The following is a 16,281-nucleotide window of genomic DNA, read 5'->3' on the forward strand; positions in this document are numbered from 1 at the left end:
AGGAGTAAAATTATGGCAAGAGTAAAATTTGTAGAATATGAAGAAGCACAAGGCAAAGTAAAAGAAGCTTTTGATTATCATATTAAAAAAAGCGGAAGCATTACAAATATGAAAAAAGCACTTCTTAATGATTATGTTACTTATGATACTATGATGGGTTGGTATACTTCTTATGACAGACTTGTTGAAGTTGTAGGAGAGAGAGCTGCTATGATATTATCACATTCAGTTTCTACTACTAATGGATGTATATTATGTTCATTATTTTTTATAAGAGATTTGAAAGCTATAGGAGACGACCCTAAAAATCTTAAACTTACTGAAAAAGAAGAGTTATTATCAGAATTAGGAAAGCAAATGGTAAAAGACCCTAATGGTGTTACTGATGAGTTTATGGCTAAATTAAAAAAATATTTCAACGACCAAGAAATAGTTGTTATAGTTGGATTTGTTGCTTGGATGATAGCTTATAATATTTTTAACTCTACACTTGAAATAGATTTAGATGAATCTTTAATACCTATAAAAGGCGAGTTTGAAAAAGAAACTTGGAGAGCTAAGAATAATTAATTTTATTTTTTTGAAATTAAATAACAAGAGATTTTATTAATAACTCTTGTTATTTTTTTGTATACAATTAAAAAAATATTTTCTGGAAATACAAATGGTAAGCATAATCATCACAACAAGAAACTCTGAAAACTTTATTGCAGATTGCATAAATGCTGTAAAGAACTCTAATTATAAAGACACAGAAATAATATTAGTAGACAATAATTCAACCGACAAAACAGTAGAAATAGCAAAAGGATTAGGAGCAAAAACTTTTATTAAAGGTCCTGAACGCTCTGCTCAAAGAAACTATGGGGCTGAAATGTCGTCTGGAGAAATAATAGGCTTTTTAGATGTTGATATGACTTTGTCAGAAAATGTTATATCAGAATGCTTAGAAGTTTTTAATAGCAACAAAAATATTCAAGCTTTGTATATACCAGAAAAAATATATGGAAGCAGTTTTTTTAATAGAGTAAGAAGTTTTGAACGCTCTTTTTATGATGCCACTGTAATAGATGCTGTTCGTTTTTTTAGAAGAGAGGCTTTTATAAAAATAGGAGGCTTCGATTCAAATTTAAACGGTACTGAAGATTGGGATATTGACAGGCGTATAAAACAAATAGGAGATGTTGATATAATAAAATCTCCGCTATATCATCATGAAACTAATACTCTTAAACAATATATAGTAAAAAAAAGCTACTATGCCTCAAATTTTAACAATTACTTTAATAAATGGGGACATGATGAAACAACCAAAAAACAGTTTGGATTATTTTATCGTTATATAGGAGTATACATAGAAAAAGGCAAATGGAAAAAATTGCTGCTTCACCCTATTTATACAATATCTATGTATTTTTTGAGATTTCTAATTGGAATAGTTTATATATTATCAAAATTCAATATATCAAAAAAAGAAAATGTTTATAAGGATAAAAGATGTTAAACGTAAATAATAAAAAATTATTAATAATACTCTCTGTAATAGCAATCATCATTGGAATATTTTTAAGATTATATATATATAATAAATCTATAATTGGATATCCGCCTAGTTTAGATTATGAATATCAATTTTACCATTTACAAAAATATATTAATGAAAAACAGTTTCCTATAGAGGGAGCATTTTTAATTAGTCCGCCAAATGCAAATTATTATTCAGAAGAAGTTTCAAGAGTACCGGGAGGATATTTCCATATAGCATATATGGTTAAATATTTTTTAGGGGGAAGTAGTTATGAGGGAGCAAGGTTTGTTAATTTAATCACTTCTATGTTAGTAAGTGTTATATTTTTTATTTGGCTTTATAAGAGATTCTCATTTCAAACATTTGCTGTAATGATAGCTCTAATGTCAGTGAATGTATATTTTTTGTATACAGGAAATGAAGTATATAACCCTAATAATCCTCTTATATTATCATTTATATTTTTGCCGGTACTCTATGAGTATTTATATAATGATAAAAAATTCATATATGCTGTTTTATTATTTCCTATATTAGCATTATCAGCACAATGCCACTTTTCTAATTTCTTTTCTATAATACCATCTCTAATAGTATTTTTAATCATTAGATGGAATAAAGAAACTAAAAAAAATATAGTACCATTATCAATTGGAGTATTTATATCTTTTCTAACATATCTGCCATATTTAATATATCAATTCCAAAATGAATTCATAAGTATAAAAAAAATATTAAATACTAAATCATATTTAGATAATATATACTCTATACAGCCCCCACAAATTTATTCTATACTTCTATTCACAACTAATGAATCTGGAGGTAAATATACTAATGGAATAAAAGATATAATAAATGCATATTTTGGAAGCAATCCTTTATATGTTTTTACTTTTATATTTTACATATTATCATTCGTATTTGCATTAACTGCTTTGATTTATGCTTATAAACATTTCTTTACTAAAAAAATGGTTACAGATGATAATAAAAAAACAAATGCATTAAAAGATTTATTATTTTTCTATATTGTATATATATTATCTACTATAGTATTTTATATGATAGCTAGTATTGCCGGAGGAGGAAGACCTCATTATTTTTATTCATCATTTACTTTGGGATTCGTACCTATACTATACTTTATAGAAAATATAAATTATATCAAATCAAAATACATTAATTATATAACGCTATATGCTTTTTTAAATATAATAGCTATAGTTATATACAAAATATAAATTTATGGATAAAAAAATGTTAAACTTAAACAATAAAAAATTATTAATAATTCTTTCTGCAGTAGTAATTATAACAGGAATATTTTTAAGATTTCATATATATAATAACACTATTTTAGGAGAGCCTCCAAGATTAGATGAACAATATCAATTTTATCAGCTAAAAAAACATATTGCAGAAAAAAGATTTCCTATAGAAGGTGTTTTTCTTAACACTCCTGATACCTATGATAGTGAAGATGAAGCAAGAGTTCCGGGAGGATATTTTTATTTAACATATATGCTTAAATATTTAATCGGAGGACAAACTTATGAAGGAGCAAGACTTGTTAATTTAATTACTTCAATACTCGTAAGCATTATATTTTTTGTCTGGCTTTATAGAAGATTTAATATCACAACTTCTTTTATAATATTAGCATTAATGTCTGTTAATGTGTATTTTTTACAAGCAGGAAATAATATATATAATCCGCATAATCCTTTAATACTATCTTTTATTTTTATACCTATACTTTATGAATATTTATATAACGATAAAAAATTCATATATGCTGTTTTATTATTTCCTATATTGGCATTATCAGCACAATGCCACTTTTCTAATTTCTTTTCTATAATACCATCTCTAATAGTATTTTTAATCATTAGATGGAATAAAGAAACTAAAAAAAATATAGTACCATTATCAATTGGAGTATTTATATCTTTTCTAACATATTTGCCATATTTAATATATCAATTCCAAAATAATTTTGAAAGTTTATCAAAAATACTATATAGAAAAGCTGAACTTGATACTCATTATGTAATACAGCCCCCTCAAATATATTCTGTATTTCTATTTACTACAAATGAAGCTGGATATAAATATGTAAATGGAATAAAAGACATTATAAATTCTTATTTTGGAACTAATCCATTATATATTTTTACATTTATATTCTATATATTATCTATTTTAATAGCATTATTTATATTAATTTATAGCTATAAACATTTTTTCACTAAAAAAATGATAACAAATGATATAAAAGAAACTAATGCATTAAAAGATTTATTATTTTTCTATATTGTATATATATTATCTACGATAGTATTTTATATGATTGGAGGCATAGCTGGAGGCGGAAGACCTCATTATTTCTATTCATCTTTCACATTAGGTTTTATTCCTTTTATTTATTTTATAGAAAATATTACATATACAAAACCTAAATATGTTAATTATTTTTGCTTATATGCAATATTAAACATTATAGCAATAGTTATATATAATTATTAATAGTATATATTATTATAAAAATACTAATAACACATAACTTTTTACCTAAAGCAAATTGTTGGGTTATATAAGTATAACTAAAAGATAAGTAATTATTCATTATTATCAGACTCCTAACACTATTATGAAGGGCTTGTGAAAAATCGCAAGCCCCAATTTTTTATAGGATTTTTTTATAATATTTTACTATTTTTATTATAATATGTTTATATTAATAGCACAAAAGTCATTTGTTGCACTCTTAAGATATATATACAAACCCATTACTTTCACTCTATAGGTTCTCTATAGAGTGTTTTTTTATTTAAAATAAGAACTTTTTTATATAACAAATTTATTTTGAAAAAGTAAGCTCTTCAAAAGAAGCCATATCCAAAAGTTCATAATGATACCCCTGCTCTGTAAGAAATAATTGTCTCTTATGAGAAAAATCTTCTTCTTTTGTGTCGCTTGTGATAACCGAAAAGAAATAGCTTTTATTTTCACCTTTTTTCGGACGAAGAACACGTCCTAACCTTTGAGCTTCTTCTTGCCTTGAGCCAAAAGTACCAGATATTTGTATTAACACATTGGCATCAGGCAAATCAACTGCCAAATTAGCCACTTTACTCACTATAAGTATTTTTATCTCACCTGATTTAAACTTCTTATAAATTTCATCTCTTTCAGCCTGAGGGGTCTTACCTGTAATAATAGTATATCCAGTTTGTCTTTTCATCTCATTAAGTTGGTCTAAATATTGTCCTATAATAAGTATATTTTTTCCTTCAAGTTTTTTAATGATTTTTTTTACTATTTCATATTTAAGTATATTTTCGCTTGCAATCCTAAACTTTACTTTATCGCTTGACACAACATAATCTGCCCTTTGAGTATTATCAAGAGGTATTCGCAAATCATAACAATAAGCCTCAGCAATAAACTTCTTCTCTTCAAGTTCTCTCCAAGGCATATCAAATTTCTTTGGTCCAATTAAACAAAATACATCTTTTTCAAGACCATCTTCACGCACCAATGTAGCAGTAAGTCCAAGCCTTCTCATACTCTGAATCTCACTAGTAAGCTTTATTATAGGAGCAGGAAGCAAATGAACCTCATCATATATTATAAGCCCCCAATTATGCTTGAAAAATAATTCAAAATGCACAAAAGGAGATTCTTTGTCTTTTCTATATGTAAGTATTTTGTATGTAGCTATTGTTATAGGTTTTATTTCTTTGTTAAGTCCATTATATTCGCCTATATCTTCTTTTGGTATATCTGTTTTATCTAATATCTCATCTCTCCACTGTCTGCAAGCTGTAACTCCTGTAACTATTATAAGAGTTTTTGTCTGCATCTTACTCATAGCAGCTATTCCGACAACAGTCTTACCAGTACCGCAAGGCAAAGCTATAACACCAGCTCCGCCCTCAGGCCTTCCATTTGCATAAAAAGCTTCTATCGCATTTAATTGATACTCTCTCAAAGAAAAATCTTCGCCATTAGATAAAAGCTTATTACGTAAATTAAAATGATACTCTTCACCTGTTTTATAACCCGCTAAATCTTCTACAGGATAGCCTATATTTATAAGAGCTAATTTTATATGACCTCTGTAAATTGGGTCTATCTCTATTTTATTGTCATTAACTTCTCTTTTAATATATTTTACCATTGCTTTATAATGCAGTACTTCTTCTATAATGCTTTCATCATCGCTTACAAGATAATATTTATCATCATCTTCTTTAATAATCTTTATTCTTCCATATTTTGATATGCTACTTTCTATTTGTTTTACAATGTTTTTTGGTATATCATAAGAAGAATATTTCTTTAAAAAATCTATTATAGACTCGGCAGTGTAATTCAAACTAGCAGCATTCCATAATGATACTAATGTAATTCTATATGTATGAATATATTCAGGACTCTTTACAAGCTCTGCAAATACAAGCAAAAAATTTCTTATTTCTTCAAAATGCTCTGTACTTACATCTAATAAAATAGTACCATCGCCCTGAACTATGATAGGAGCATTATTATTCAATGTTTTTTCCTTAAAAATTAATAAAAAATTAATATATATTATTTTCTATAAGAGTGATAGTTTCATTAAATATATTAAAATATTCTGTATTATTAGTATTGTTGTTTACCCAAGTTCTTAATACATTAATAGCTTTAGTTTTATCATTTTGTTTTCTATATACATCAGATAATGTTAAAGTTGCTTGAGGAGTTAAATAATTTTTAGGATATGCTTTAGTAAAGTTTTCTAAAACAGTTGCAGCCTCTGCATAATTAGTTTGCTCTATTAATACATTAGCTAAATTGTATGAAGCTGCCGGCTGCAAGTAAAAACCTCTATGGTTTGCTACTTCCTGATAATATTTTTTAGCTTCGTTATAATTAGCAACATCAAAATAAAGCCCACCCAAAGTGAAAGCTGCTCTAAGTTTTAGAGTCTTACCTTTAGCATCGTTATAAGTTTTTTGAACTCTTGTAGTAATATCTACTATTAAAGCGGGGTTATTTAATTGTTCTTGAGGAATATTTGCTGTTTGATACATGCCGTATAATGCCAAAGCCTCTTCAAAATTTGCTGCTGTTTCTTTATCTGCATTTTCTATATTCATATTATAAATTAAAATACCAGCTATAATTGCTATTATCAATATAAAACCAGATATGAATATTATTTTATTGTTATACACATAAGTAAATATTAATTCCGCATTTTTTTGAAGTTTATTAGTAGTAGTATTTTCAGACATAATATCCTCTTAATTAGTTTAATTATTTTTAGTATTTAATTATAATAGTAAAAGCGAAAAAATCAAGCATTTATTTTCAATATTTATTATAGTTATTAGAATGTATTTTAGTGATATTTGACCTTTTTTGTGATAATAGTATCGTTAAAACAAAATAGCATTTGACATATAAAAAAATATTGATAATATTATATTATATCAAAAAAATTGGAGTTTTATATATGAAGGATAAACTTTTTGGAGTATTGCAAAGAGTAGGAAGGTCATTTATGCTTCCTATAGCTGTGCTTCCTGTGGCAGGGCTCTTTTTGGGTATAGGTAGTTCTCTTACAAACACTACTATGCTTGAAACCTATAATCTCATGGGAATTTTAGGACCGGGTACTATTGCTTATGATATATTATCAGTATTAAGCGAGGCTGGTAATATTATATTTGGAAACTTGCCTATTATATTTGCTATGAGTGTAGCTATTGGTATGGCAAAGAAAGAAAAAGAGGTTGCTGCTTTATCTGGAGCCATAGCATTTTTTGTAATGCATGCTTCTATTGGTAAGATGATAACAGTTATGGGCGGAGCTGATAAATTATTGGCTGGTTCTACTACTAATGTTGTTGGTATATTATCACTTCAAATGGGTGTATTCGGCGGTATAATAGTGGGACTTGGAGTAGCTGCTTTGCATAACAAATTCTATACTATAGAGCTTCCTCAAGTATTATCATTCTTCGGCGGTACAAGATTTGTGCCTATAATATCTGCTATTACTTTTTTGGTAGTAGGTATATTAATGTATTTTGTATGGCCTCCTATACAGGTTGTAATGAATAAACTCGGCGATTTAATAGCTGGTTCTGGTTATATTGGTACTTTATTCTATGGTATCATAGAAAGAGCATTAATACCTTTCGGTCTTCACCATGTATTCTATACACCTTTATGGCAAACTTCACTCGGCGGAACTATGGTAATAGACGGCAATTTAGTAGAAGGCGCGCAAAACATATTCTTTGCTCAATTAGGCTCTCCTACTACAACTGCATTCAGTGTTGAAGCTACTCGTTTTATGACTGGTAAATTCCCATTCATGATATTTGGTTTACCAGGTGCAGCTTTAGCAATGTATAAAACTTCAAGAGTTGAAAAGAAACAAGTTGTAGGTGCTTTGCTTTTCTCTGCTGCTTTAACTGCTATGATTACAGGTATTACTGAACCTATAGAGTTTACATTCCTTTTTGTAGCTCCAATATTCTATGCTATACACTGTGTACTTGCTGGTATATCTTTTATGCTTATGCATATACTTCATGTTACAGTTGGTATGACATTCTCAGGCGGTTTAATTGACTTGCTTTTATTTGGTGTAATACAAGGTAATGCTAAAACTAATTGGGTTTGGATTGTAGTAGTTGGTGCTGTTTATTTCTTTATTTATTATTTCTTATTCTCTGCTTTGATTAAGAAATTTGACTGGAAAACACCTGGAAGAGAGCCAGACAGTGAAGAGCCTAAACTTTATAGAAGAGCAGATGTTGTTGCTGCTAAGGCTGCTGCAAGCGGAGAGAAAGTTGATACCAACCCTCTATTCCAATACGAAGAAGCTCCTTTAATAACTGCTGGACTTGGCGGTAAGAAAAACATTAGCGATGTTGATTGCTGTGCTACAAGACTTCGTGTAACAGTGTTTGACCCTTCAAAAGTTGTTGATGCTACATTAAAAGCTAGCGGTGCTGCTGGAATCATTAAAAAAGGTAATGGTATACAAGTTATATACGGACCTAAAGTTACAGTAATAAAATCAAGACTTGAAGAATATTTGAATGACCCTATAAGCGACAATGAGAATAACGAAAATAATGCTGCTGTATCTTCTAATAAAAACAATGCAGATGAACCTCAAAAGCAAGAATCTGCAGCTTCTAACAGTAATGAACTTGTTGATACTGTTTATGCTCCTATTAAAGGAAGTATTGTTAAACTTGAAGATGTTAAAGATGAAGCATTTTCTTCTGGTGCTATGGGCAAAGGTATTGCTATTGACCCAGCTGAAGGCAAAGTATATGCTCCTTTTGACGGAATAATAGAAACTGCTTTCCCTACAAAACATGCTATTGGTCTTACTTCTGATAAAGGCGTTGAGTTGTTAATCCACATAGGTATGGATACTGTTAAACTCAATGGTGAGCATTTTACTTCACATATTGAAGATGGTCAGAAGATTAAAAAAGGCGATTTATTATTAGAGTTTAACATTGAGGGAATAAAATCTGCAGGATACCCTACAGTTACTCCTGTAATTATTACTAACTCTGATGATTATGCTAATATAGAGCCAACATCAAGTGGTAGTGTAAATGCTTTAGACAAACTCATTGATGTTAATAAATAATAGATAACTAATAAAAAATAATTATAAAGGGGCTTAATTTTTTAAGCTCCTTTTTTAAAATTACTCTTGCCAAAAAATTAAATTAGTCATTTAACTAAATAAACATATTTTTTAAAATAGAAAACTTTTTCAAAAACAAAGCATCATCTAATATTTATAAGCAAAACAAAAAATAGTTATTGATTATTTATATATATTATGTTAATATAATTATGTTAATATAATTATGATAACTAAAGATAACTACCTTAAAAATAACCTGATAGCCTATATCGGTAATAAAAGAAGACTTCTGCCCTTTATAGAAAATGCATTTTTAAATATTTTAGAAGAAGATAAAAATATAAAAACTGCATTAGATTTGTTTGCTGGAAGCGGAAGCGTGTCAAGACTTTTAAAAACTCTTAATCTTAAAGTATATTCAAATGATTGGGAGTATTATTCATATATATTAAACTACGCACATATATGCATAAACGAAAAAGATGTAAATAATATGTTTAAGCATACAGGAGGCGTTGAAAATACTATTAACATAATAAATAACATAGAAACTATTAACAATAAAGACAGATACATTTCAAAATATTATGCTCCTTTAGATGACAATAATCCAGATTTAAAAAACGAAAGATTATTCTACACTCAATACAATGCCACAAGAATAGATATAATAAGACATAACATAGAAGAACTTTACAAAAACAAAGCAATAAATAAAAAAGAATATTATTATCTATTAGCCTCTATAATATATGAAGGAGCAACACACACAAACACATCAGGCGTATTCAAAGCTTTTCACTGCGGTTTTGGAGGAAGAAACAAAGATGCTTTACAAAGAATACTTTCACCAATATCATTAAAAGAGCTTTCTCTATACGACGGAATTAAAGGCGAAGTAAGTATGCTTGATGCAAATGAATATGTATTAAAAAATAAAGATAAGCATTTTGATTTAGTTTATTTAGACCCGCCTTACAATCAGCATCAATATGGAAGTAATTATCATTTATTAAACACAATAGCATTATGGGACAAACCTGCAATAAATAGAGAAATATATATAAACGGCAAAAAAACAGATAAAGGCGGTATAAGAAAAGATTGGGTTAAAACAAAATCTGATTACTGCTATAAAAAAACAGCAAAAGATGCATTTAAAAATCTAATAGATAATATAAATGCAAGTCATATAGTATTGAGTTATTCTACAGACGGTATAATAGACTATGATGATTTAATTTCAATATTAGAAAGCAAGGGAAAATTAAAAATAGTAACTTCAGAATATACAAAATATAGAGGAGCAAAACGTTCTGTAATAAATAAAACTAAAAATGTAGAATATTTATTTATAGTTAACACTAAAAAAAATAATGTAAACACTAAAAATAATAATAATATCAAATACATTGAAAATATAAGATTAAAATTAAATAACCCTGTAGATACCATAAAAGATAATTTAGTGTTTGAAAATAAAAAAGAAGGAAATATTATATTAAAATTAGAATATACAACACATATAATAAATCAAGAAGAAATATGCCAAACATTAAAAAATAAATCACTTGAATATATAAAATTGTTTTCAGAGTTTTTAAATAAGCATATAAAAGAAAATAATATAGAAGCTTTAAAAATATATTTATCACACTTAAAAAATGCAATACTAATAAACGATAAAAAACTAATAAAATATTTTTCAAACCATATACTAACAATATATACAAGGCTATGTTCAAAAAGGTCTAATGAATATATAGTTGATATTACAAATGAAATATTAAACATCATATCCTACTATAAACTTGATGATATAATATATATAGACAAAATAAAAAAGAGAATAGTTTATAATATATCACATTCAGAGATATCAGAAGAAAATAAAAATAATATATTAGTAAAACTATAGTAAATATTATGGTTCTTTTGATTATTTTATATCAATACTATATATAAACAACTATATTTTTTATAGAAGTTTTTTCAACTTTTTCCCGTAGCAAAAAGTTGCAAAAAATACAAGTGCTTTTTTATATGTTTGGAATATGAATAAAATATAAGGCAATACCTCTTTTTAAGCTAGAAATGCAGTTCTTTTGGTTCTTTTATACCAATAAAAGAACTGGGGGTGTGTACCCTATGGGCACGCTTCGCAGGGGGCAAAGCCACCACAATTAAAATACTTTTATAAATAATTTTCTCAAATAGTTATAAAAAGAATACTATTAATAAAACTATAGTTTTAATTCCTTATGCTAAACTCGCATCCGCAGTAATGCTGTCTATAAAGTCCTGCCTCATTAGCTATTATATTAGTCTTTTTAAAGCCGTCTTTTTTCTTGAAATCTATATGCAAATATTCTATATTATCATATTTAGAAGCAATGCTGTTTCCTATCATCTCTATAGCCTTGCTGTCTTTATGAGGGCTCACACTCATAACAGTAGTAACATATTTTGCATTAATACTATCGGCATATTCAAAAGCCTTAGCTATTCTATGCTTAAAACAAATATTGCATCTCGCACCCTTTTCAGGTTCATTCTCAAAACCCTTTATATCATTATACCAATCTTTTACATACTTCTCATTTTCTTCTATATGTATCTCTATATTATTATCCTTAGTAAATTTTATAAACTCATCTCTTCGTCTGTTATACTCTTCTATAGGATAAATATTAGGGTTATAAAAATAAAAAACCGTATCATAATCTTCAAGTAAAGTCCTAGGATAACACATACAAACAGCACAGCATGTATGAACAACTAATTTATCTTTCATTTTTTAATTGCACCAATTATTTATTACTATCTCTCTATAACACTTTTATCTCTTGTTGGCTTTTAAATTAATGGTCTTGTCATCAAAACTGTTTATAATTATTTGATAGCCCATATTCTTTGCCTTAGCATTAATATCAACGGCTAAATCTCTGCTGCTTCCAACATACTGCACAACATATCTTGATGAATCTCCGCTTATTCCTCTATTATAAACACTTTTAAGATTTTCTATATTTTTCTTAAGAGCTTCTTCAAAACCTATAGAATCATTAAAATCAAGCCCTGTAACATATATAGTATATTCAGTACCATTTTGAACTTCACTCTGCCACTTATTTACTATTTGATTAATAAAATCTTCAGAAATAGAATCAGCTGATTTTACCAAAGCAATAGAATGAGCATCTTTTTCGCTTCCGCCTACCCCTCCAGCCTGATGAGTAGCACGAGCTATAGTACTATAATCAGATACATTCACAGCAGTAATGGCAACATCACTTCTATAGCTTTTTAAAGCAGTCCCCTGTATAGTGGTAAAATATGCAGCATCAGCCTTGCCAAGTATAGCAATTTGAGCACCTGTAGCTTCTGCTATTTTTTTTACAGTAGAAGATGAATTGTCAGAATAGCTAATATTCTCACTTCTTACAACATTTCTTAAAGAACTTGCACTTACAAATTTAAAACCCTTATCACTCATATTTTTTTCAAGTTCTACATTAAATGCATCGCTTAATTCGCCATTATCATCAGTAACAAGCACAACTATTAAAGGCATATTCTTCCTATCCAACAATATACCCATAGCCTGCAAATTATCCTGAAGCATATCAACTCCAACAACCGCCTCAATTTTTGCATACCATACAGATGAGCTTTTTGTAATAGAAAGTACTTTATAAGAAGAAATATATCCAGTGGTGTTATCATATATTTTAGAGCTTATGAGTTTATTATTTTCAACTAAAGTAGTACCATTAACTATAGAACCAACAGCTTGTTCAACAGCATTTCTTTTAGCACTTTCTAAAGCCCTATCTATAGCATTAGCCTCGCCTCTGTTATCAGAAGAAGCAAAACCTTCTGCTACTATCTTTGTAGTTTTGCCGCCTTTAAAATCTGGGTTCTTCCAATTATTAATAACACCTATCTCACCAGTATCCTCTCCTATAAGAACTCCGCTTTGCGTACTCTTTGAAGTGGTTGCACATGAGATAAAAAACAACATTAAAAACATTGCTAAAAATAATTTATATAATTTCTTCATAAAACTCATAAACCTAAAAAATATTTTTCTAATAAATATATATTATAATCAAAGCCTTATTTTTTCAAGCAATAATAATTTACAAAAATTTAAAACATTATATATATTCAATAGTGAAATTTAAAATAAAATCCAAATTAAATATTGTTGACTAAAAAACTACTTGATTATACTATATAATAAAGGCTTAATCTAAAATGAATAGTAAAATTAAAAATATACCAACCTTCTGGAAACTATTTCCACTTATTTTTATACTTATCACTGTTTTAATATTCACTGTAAAATATGGAGTTCCAATAGAGTTCTTGCTTACAATAGGAACATTAATAGCATGCATAACTGCATATTTTGCAGGATATAAATGGAAAGACATGGAAAATGCTTTCATAAAAAAAATTGTTGATACTTGGCTTGGTGTACTTATATTTATATTAATAGGTATAGTAGTAGGCTCTTGGGTATATTCTGGGACTGTGCCTATGCTAATATACTATGGCATAAAACTTATTCACCCATCTTTTATACCCGTAATGGCATTTATTGTAACATCATTTCTTTCTATATTTACAGGCACTTCTTGGGGTTCTGCTTCTACTGCTGGTGTTGCATTCATTGGTATTGCTCAGGCTACAAATACACCTCTTCCATTGGTTGCTGGTGCTGTTATAAGCGGGGCGTATCTTGGTGATAAAAACTCTCCTATATCTGACACCACTGTTTTAGCGGCTCTCGGTGCTGGCACTACTTTACAAAATCATATAAAAACTATGCTCGTGAACACTATTCCATCTGCAATACTTGCCGCTGTAGTTTTTACAATATTAGGCTTTAATGCAGCTCCAATTAATTCTGATATTCTAAACCTAAAAGAAGCAAGTGATATATTAACTTCATTAGAAAATATTTATAATTTCAATATATTATTACTTATTCCTCCTATATTTGTACTTATTGCAAGCGTAAAGGGGGTTAATCCTGTAATCACCATGTTTATAGGAAGTTTGCTTGCGATAATATTAGGAGCTTTTATTCAAAACTTTGGTTTTATTAATGCTATGAAATCATTTGTAACAGGGTTTAATATATCAATGTCCCCTACGGTTAGCCCTGAAAGCATACCTCAAAACCTTCATAGCCTATTAAACCGAGGCGGTATGATAAGCACTATGCCTAGTGTATTGTTTTTAATATTAGCACTAACCTACGGAGCTATGCTTGAACTTTTGGGTACTTTTCAAACCTTAATAACATTGTTAATAAAAATAACCAAAGGAAGAAGAAGTTTAATATTTATCACATGGCTTACAACATTCACTATAAACTCAGCATTAAGCAGTTTACAATTTACTTTCTTAACTTTGGGAAATGTGCTTCAAACAGTATACGATAAATATAACATCAACAGAGGCGTACTATCAAGAACTATGGAAGAAGGAGGAACACTTACTGAAGTTCTGCTTCCATGGACAATCACAGGTGTTTATATGACCACTATACTTGGAGTGCATACTTTGGAATATATGCCTTATTCGTTTTTTAATTTAATAAGTATATGTATCTCATTTATCTATATGCTCACGCTCCCGAAATTTGCTGTGGGTATAAAAAATTAAAATAATTGCTTTTTTTTATATATCAAATTATTATAAAAATTAATATTTAATATTAGGTTTTTATTATGATATATGATTACATAAAGAATAATTATTTTTCTGACAGAGTTTTAAATTATGATATAAAAAAATATTTTAATGATGATGATAATTGTAAAAAATCATTCGATTATATAAAAGAATTATATAAAAAATATGATTTAAAAAAATTGAATGAAAGCCAATTAGAAGATGAGTTTATAAAGCCTATATTAACAAATGCATTTGAATATAAATATATAAATCAAAAGGTAATAATAATACATGGCGAAGAAATGAAGCCTGATTATATTTTATTTTCTGATGATAATATAAAAAATAATTATATTAATAGTGAAAATATAGAAGATATATTATCTGTGTTTGAGGCTAAAAGCTGGGGATTAGATTTGGACAGTAAAAAAATAAAAGAATCTCCTCACAGACAGCTTGTAAGATATAATTTATTTTTGGGAATAAGATACGGAATATTATCAAATGGTAAAGAATGGAGACTTTATGATTTGAAAGATAAAAAATCTGAAAAAGTATTCTTTGAAATAAATTTAGAAAATATTATTAATAATGATGATTATGAGGCATTTGAATATTTTTATTATATATTTAGAAAAAAATTCTTTGTTTTGGAAGATAAAGAAACTCAAAGTAATGCACAAAAAATAGCAGCCGTAAACGAAGAAATTATTAACGAAATAGAAGAAGATTTAAAAAATGTTATTTACGGAAATAATTCTATAATAGAAAAAATAGGTCAGGTATTATATAAAGCGTACCCAAATGAAAGTTTAGATAATCTATTTAATCATTCTATTATGATGGCTTACAGATTATTATTTATAGCATACTTTGAAACTAAATATGAAAGCCAATTATTTGCAGAACATGAGCATTATAAATCAAAAGCTCTATTTACATTATATAAAAGATTAGAAAGTCATTATAGCGGAGAAAAAATAGATGACAAATTAAAAGCATATCAGGAATTATGTGAATTATTTGAAATATTGGATAAAGGAAGCATACCTTTTCATATACCTCTTTTAAATGGAGGGCTTTTTGATGTCAATAAAGCTCCTTTACTTGAATATAAAAAAAATAAAAACCTATTTACTAATGATGATGTATATAATATATTAAAAGAACTTCTTCAGATAAGAGATGATAAAAATAAAATTAATATAAGAAACTTTTCAATAATGTCGGTTACTCATATAGGTAATATTTATGAGGGACTTCTTCAATATACATTCAGACATGCTGCAGATAAAAAATATTACTTAGAATACAGAGAAAATAAAGAAAAAAATCTGGATATTTTGAGATATATGATTATGAAGAAATAAAAAATAATAAA

At 27.7% G+C, this 16,281-nt stretch carries 12 protein-coding genes; 8 read left to right on the forward strand and 4 right to left on the reverse strand.

What is annotated here, in order from left to right:
- Positions 1-12: 12 nt before the first annotated feature.
- The 4 genes from R4I97_RS00505 (at position 13) to R4I97_RS00520 (ending at position 4,057) form a co-directional block, all read left to right on the forward strand.
- Positions 13-570, forward strand: a complete 558-nt coding sequence (locus R4I97_RS00505; RefSeq protein WP_335783207.1) for a hypothetical protein — start codon at positions 13-15, stop codon at positions 568-570.
- Between the two features lie 94 nt (positions 571-664).
- Positions 665-1,504: a glycosyltransferase gene (locus R4I97_RS00510; protein ID WP_335783208.1), complete on the forward strand. Its 840-nt coding sequence runs from the start codon at positions 665-667 to the stop codon at positions 1,502-1,504.
- Positions 1,498-2,772 carry a glycosyltransferase family 39 protein gene (locus R4I97_RS00515; RefSeq protein ID WP_335783209.1) on the forward strand — a complete coding sequence of 425 codons (1,275 nt, stop codon included), beginning with the start codon at positions 1,498-1,500 and terminating at the stop codon, positions 2,770-2,772. The genes R4I97_RS00510 and R4I97_RS00515 overlap by 7 nt, the downstream gene beginning before the upstream one ends.
- Positions 2,773-2,788: 16 nt before the next feature.
- On the forward strand, positions 2,789-4,057 hold the full coding sequence (locus R4I97_RS00520) for a hypothetical protein (protein ID WP_335783210.1): 1,269 nt from the start codon (positions 2,789-2,791) through the stop codon (positions 4,055-4,057).
- A gap of 334 nt (positions 4,058-4,391) precedes the next feature.
- On the opposite strand, the gene R4I97_RS00525 is transcribed toward R4I97_RS00520, so the two are convergent.
- Both R4I97_RS00525 and R4I97_RS00530 read right to left on the reverse strand, forming a co-directional pair.
- Positions 4,392-6,089: a DNA repair helicase XPB gene (locus tag R4I97_RS00525; protein WP_335783211.1), complete on the reverse strand. Its 1,698-nt coding sequence runs from the start codon at positions 6,087-6,089 to the stop codon at positions 4,392-4,394.
- 28 nt (positions 6,090-6,117) lie between these two features.
- Positions 6,118-6,816 carry a tetratricopeptide repeat protein gene (locus R4I97_RS00530; RefSeq protein ID WP_335783212.1) on the reverse strand — a complete coding sequence of 233 codons (699 nt, stop codon included), beginning with the start codon at positions 6,814-6,816 and terminating at the stop codon, positions 6,118-6,120.
- A gap of 221 nt (positions 6,817-7,037) precedes the next feature.
- Here R4I97_RS00530 and R4I97_RS00535 point away from each other — a divergent pair, with 221 nt between their 5' ends.
- Positions 7,038-9,206: a glucose PTS transporter subunit IIA gene (locus tag R4I97_RS00535; RefSeq protein WP_335783213.1), complete on the forward strand. Its 2,169-nt coding sequence runs from the start codon at positions 7,038-7,040 to the stop codon at positions 9,204-9,206.
- Between the two features lie 226 nt (positions 9,207-9,432).
- Entirely contained in the window at positions 9,433-11,127 is a 1,695-nt protein-coding gene (locus tag R4I97_RS00540; RefSeq protein ID WP_335783214.1) for a DNA adenine methylase, read from the forward strand.
- Positions 11,128-11,460: 333 nt separating this feature from the next.
- Here the strand turns inward: R4I97_RS00540 and R4I97_RS00545 are convergent, their stop codons facing one another.
- Together R4I97_RS00545 and R4I97_RS00550 are read right to left on the reverse strand one after the other, a co-directional pair.
- Complete coding sequence (locus R4I97_RS00545; RefSeq protein WP_335783215.1) at positions 11,461-12,003, reverse strand: epoxyqueuosine reductase QueH; 543 nt, start codon at positions 12,001-12,003, stop codon at positions 11,461-11,463.
- A gap of 45 nt (positions 12,004-12,048) precedes the next feature.
- Positions 12,049-13,272, reverse strand: coding sequence for a DUF6175 family protein (locus R4I97_RS00550; RefSeq protein ID WP_335783216.1), 1,224 nt, complete (start codon positions 13,270-13,272; stop codon positions 12,049-12,051).
- Between the two features lie 197 nt (positions 13,273-13,469).
- On the opposite strand from R4I97_RS00550, the gene nhaC reads away from it, so the two are divergent.
- Positions 13,470-14,888: a Na+/H+ antiporter NhaC gene (nhaC, locus tag R4I97_RS00555; protein ID WP_335783217.1), complete on the forward strand. Its 1,419-nt coding sequence runs from the start codon at positions 13,470-13,472 to the stop codon at positions 14,886-14,888.
- Between the two features lie 65 nt (positions 14,889-14,953).
- The gene (locus R4I97_RS00560) at positions 14,954-16,270 is read left to right on the forward strand and encodes a hypothetical protein (RefSeq protein ID WP_335783218.1); all 1,317 of its coding nucleotides are present in this window, start codon (positions 14,954-14,956) and stop codon (positions 16,268-16,270) included.
- The last annotated feature ends 11 nt before the right edge of the window (positions 16,271-16,281 follow it).

Origin of the sequence: Brachyspira pilosicoli, assembly GCF_036997485.1 — a bacterium.
Classification (GTDB): domain Bacteria; phylum Spirochaetota; class Brachyspiria; order Brachyspirales; family Brachyspiraceae; genus Brachyspira; species Brachyspira pilosicoli_C.

What these genes read in the sequence shown, in the direction of transcription:
- R4I97_RS00510 (WP_335783208.1), top strand. Translation starts at nt 665, where the DNA reads ATGGTAAGCATAATCATCACAACAAGAAACTCTGAAAACTTTATTGCA.
- nhaC (WP_335783217.1), top strand. Translation starts at nt 13,470, where the DNA reads ATGAATAGTAAAATTAAAAATATACCAACCTTCTGGAAACTATTTCCA.
- R4I97_RS00530 (WP_335783212.1), bottom strand. Translation starts at nt 6,816, where the DNA reads ATGTCTGAAAATACTACTACTAATAAACTTCAAAAAAATGCGGAATTA.
- R4I97_RS00545 (WP_335783215.1), bottom strand. Translation starts at nt 12,003, where the DNA reads ATGAAAGATAAATTAGTTGTTCATACATGCTGTGCTGTTTGTATGTGT.
- R4I97_RS00535 (WP_335783213.1), top strand. Translation starts at nt 7,038, where the DNA reads ATGAAGGATAAACTTTTTGGAGTATTGCAAAGAGTAGGAAGGTCATTT.
- R4I97_RS00515 (WP_335783209.1), top strand. Translation starts at nt 1,498, where the DNA reads ATGTTAAACGTAAATAATAAAAAATTATTAATAATACTCTCTGTAATA.
- R4I97_RS00540 (WP_335783214.1), top strand. Translation starts at nt 9,433, where the DNA reads ATGATAACTAAAGATAACTACCTTAAAAATAACCTGATAGCCTATATC.
- R4I97_RS00550 (WP_335783216.1), bottom strand. Translation starts at nt 13,272, where the DNA reads ATGAAGAAATTATATAAATTATTTTTAGCAATGTTTTTAATGTTGTTT.
- R4I97_RS00560 (WP_335783218.1), top strand. Translation starts at nt 14,954, where the DNA reads ATGATATATGATTACATAAAGAATAATTATTTTTCTGACAGAGTTTTA.
- R4I97_RS00520 (WP_335783210.1), top strand. Translation starts at nt 2,789, where the DNA reads ATGTTAAACTTAAACAATAAAAAATTATTAATAATTCTTTCTGCAGTA.
- R4I97_RS00505 (WP_335783207.1), top strand. Translation starts at nt 13, where the DNA reads ATGGCAAGAGTAAAATTTGTAGAATATGAAGAAGCACAAGGCAAAGTA.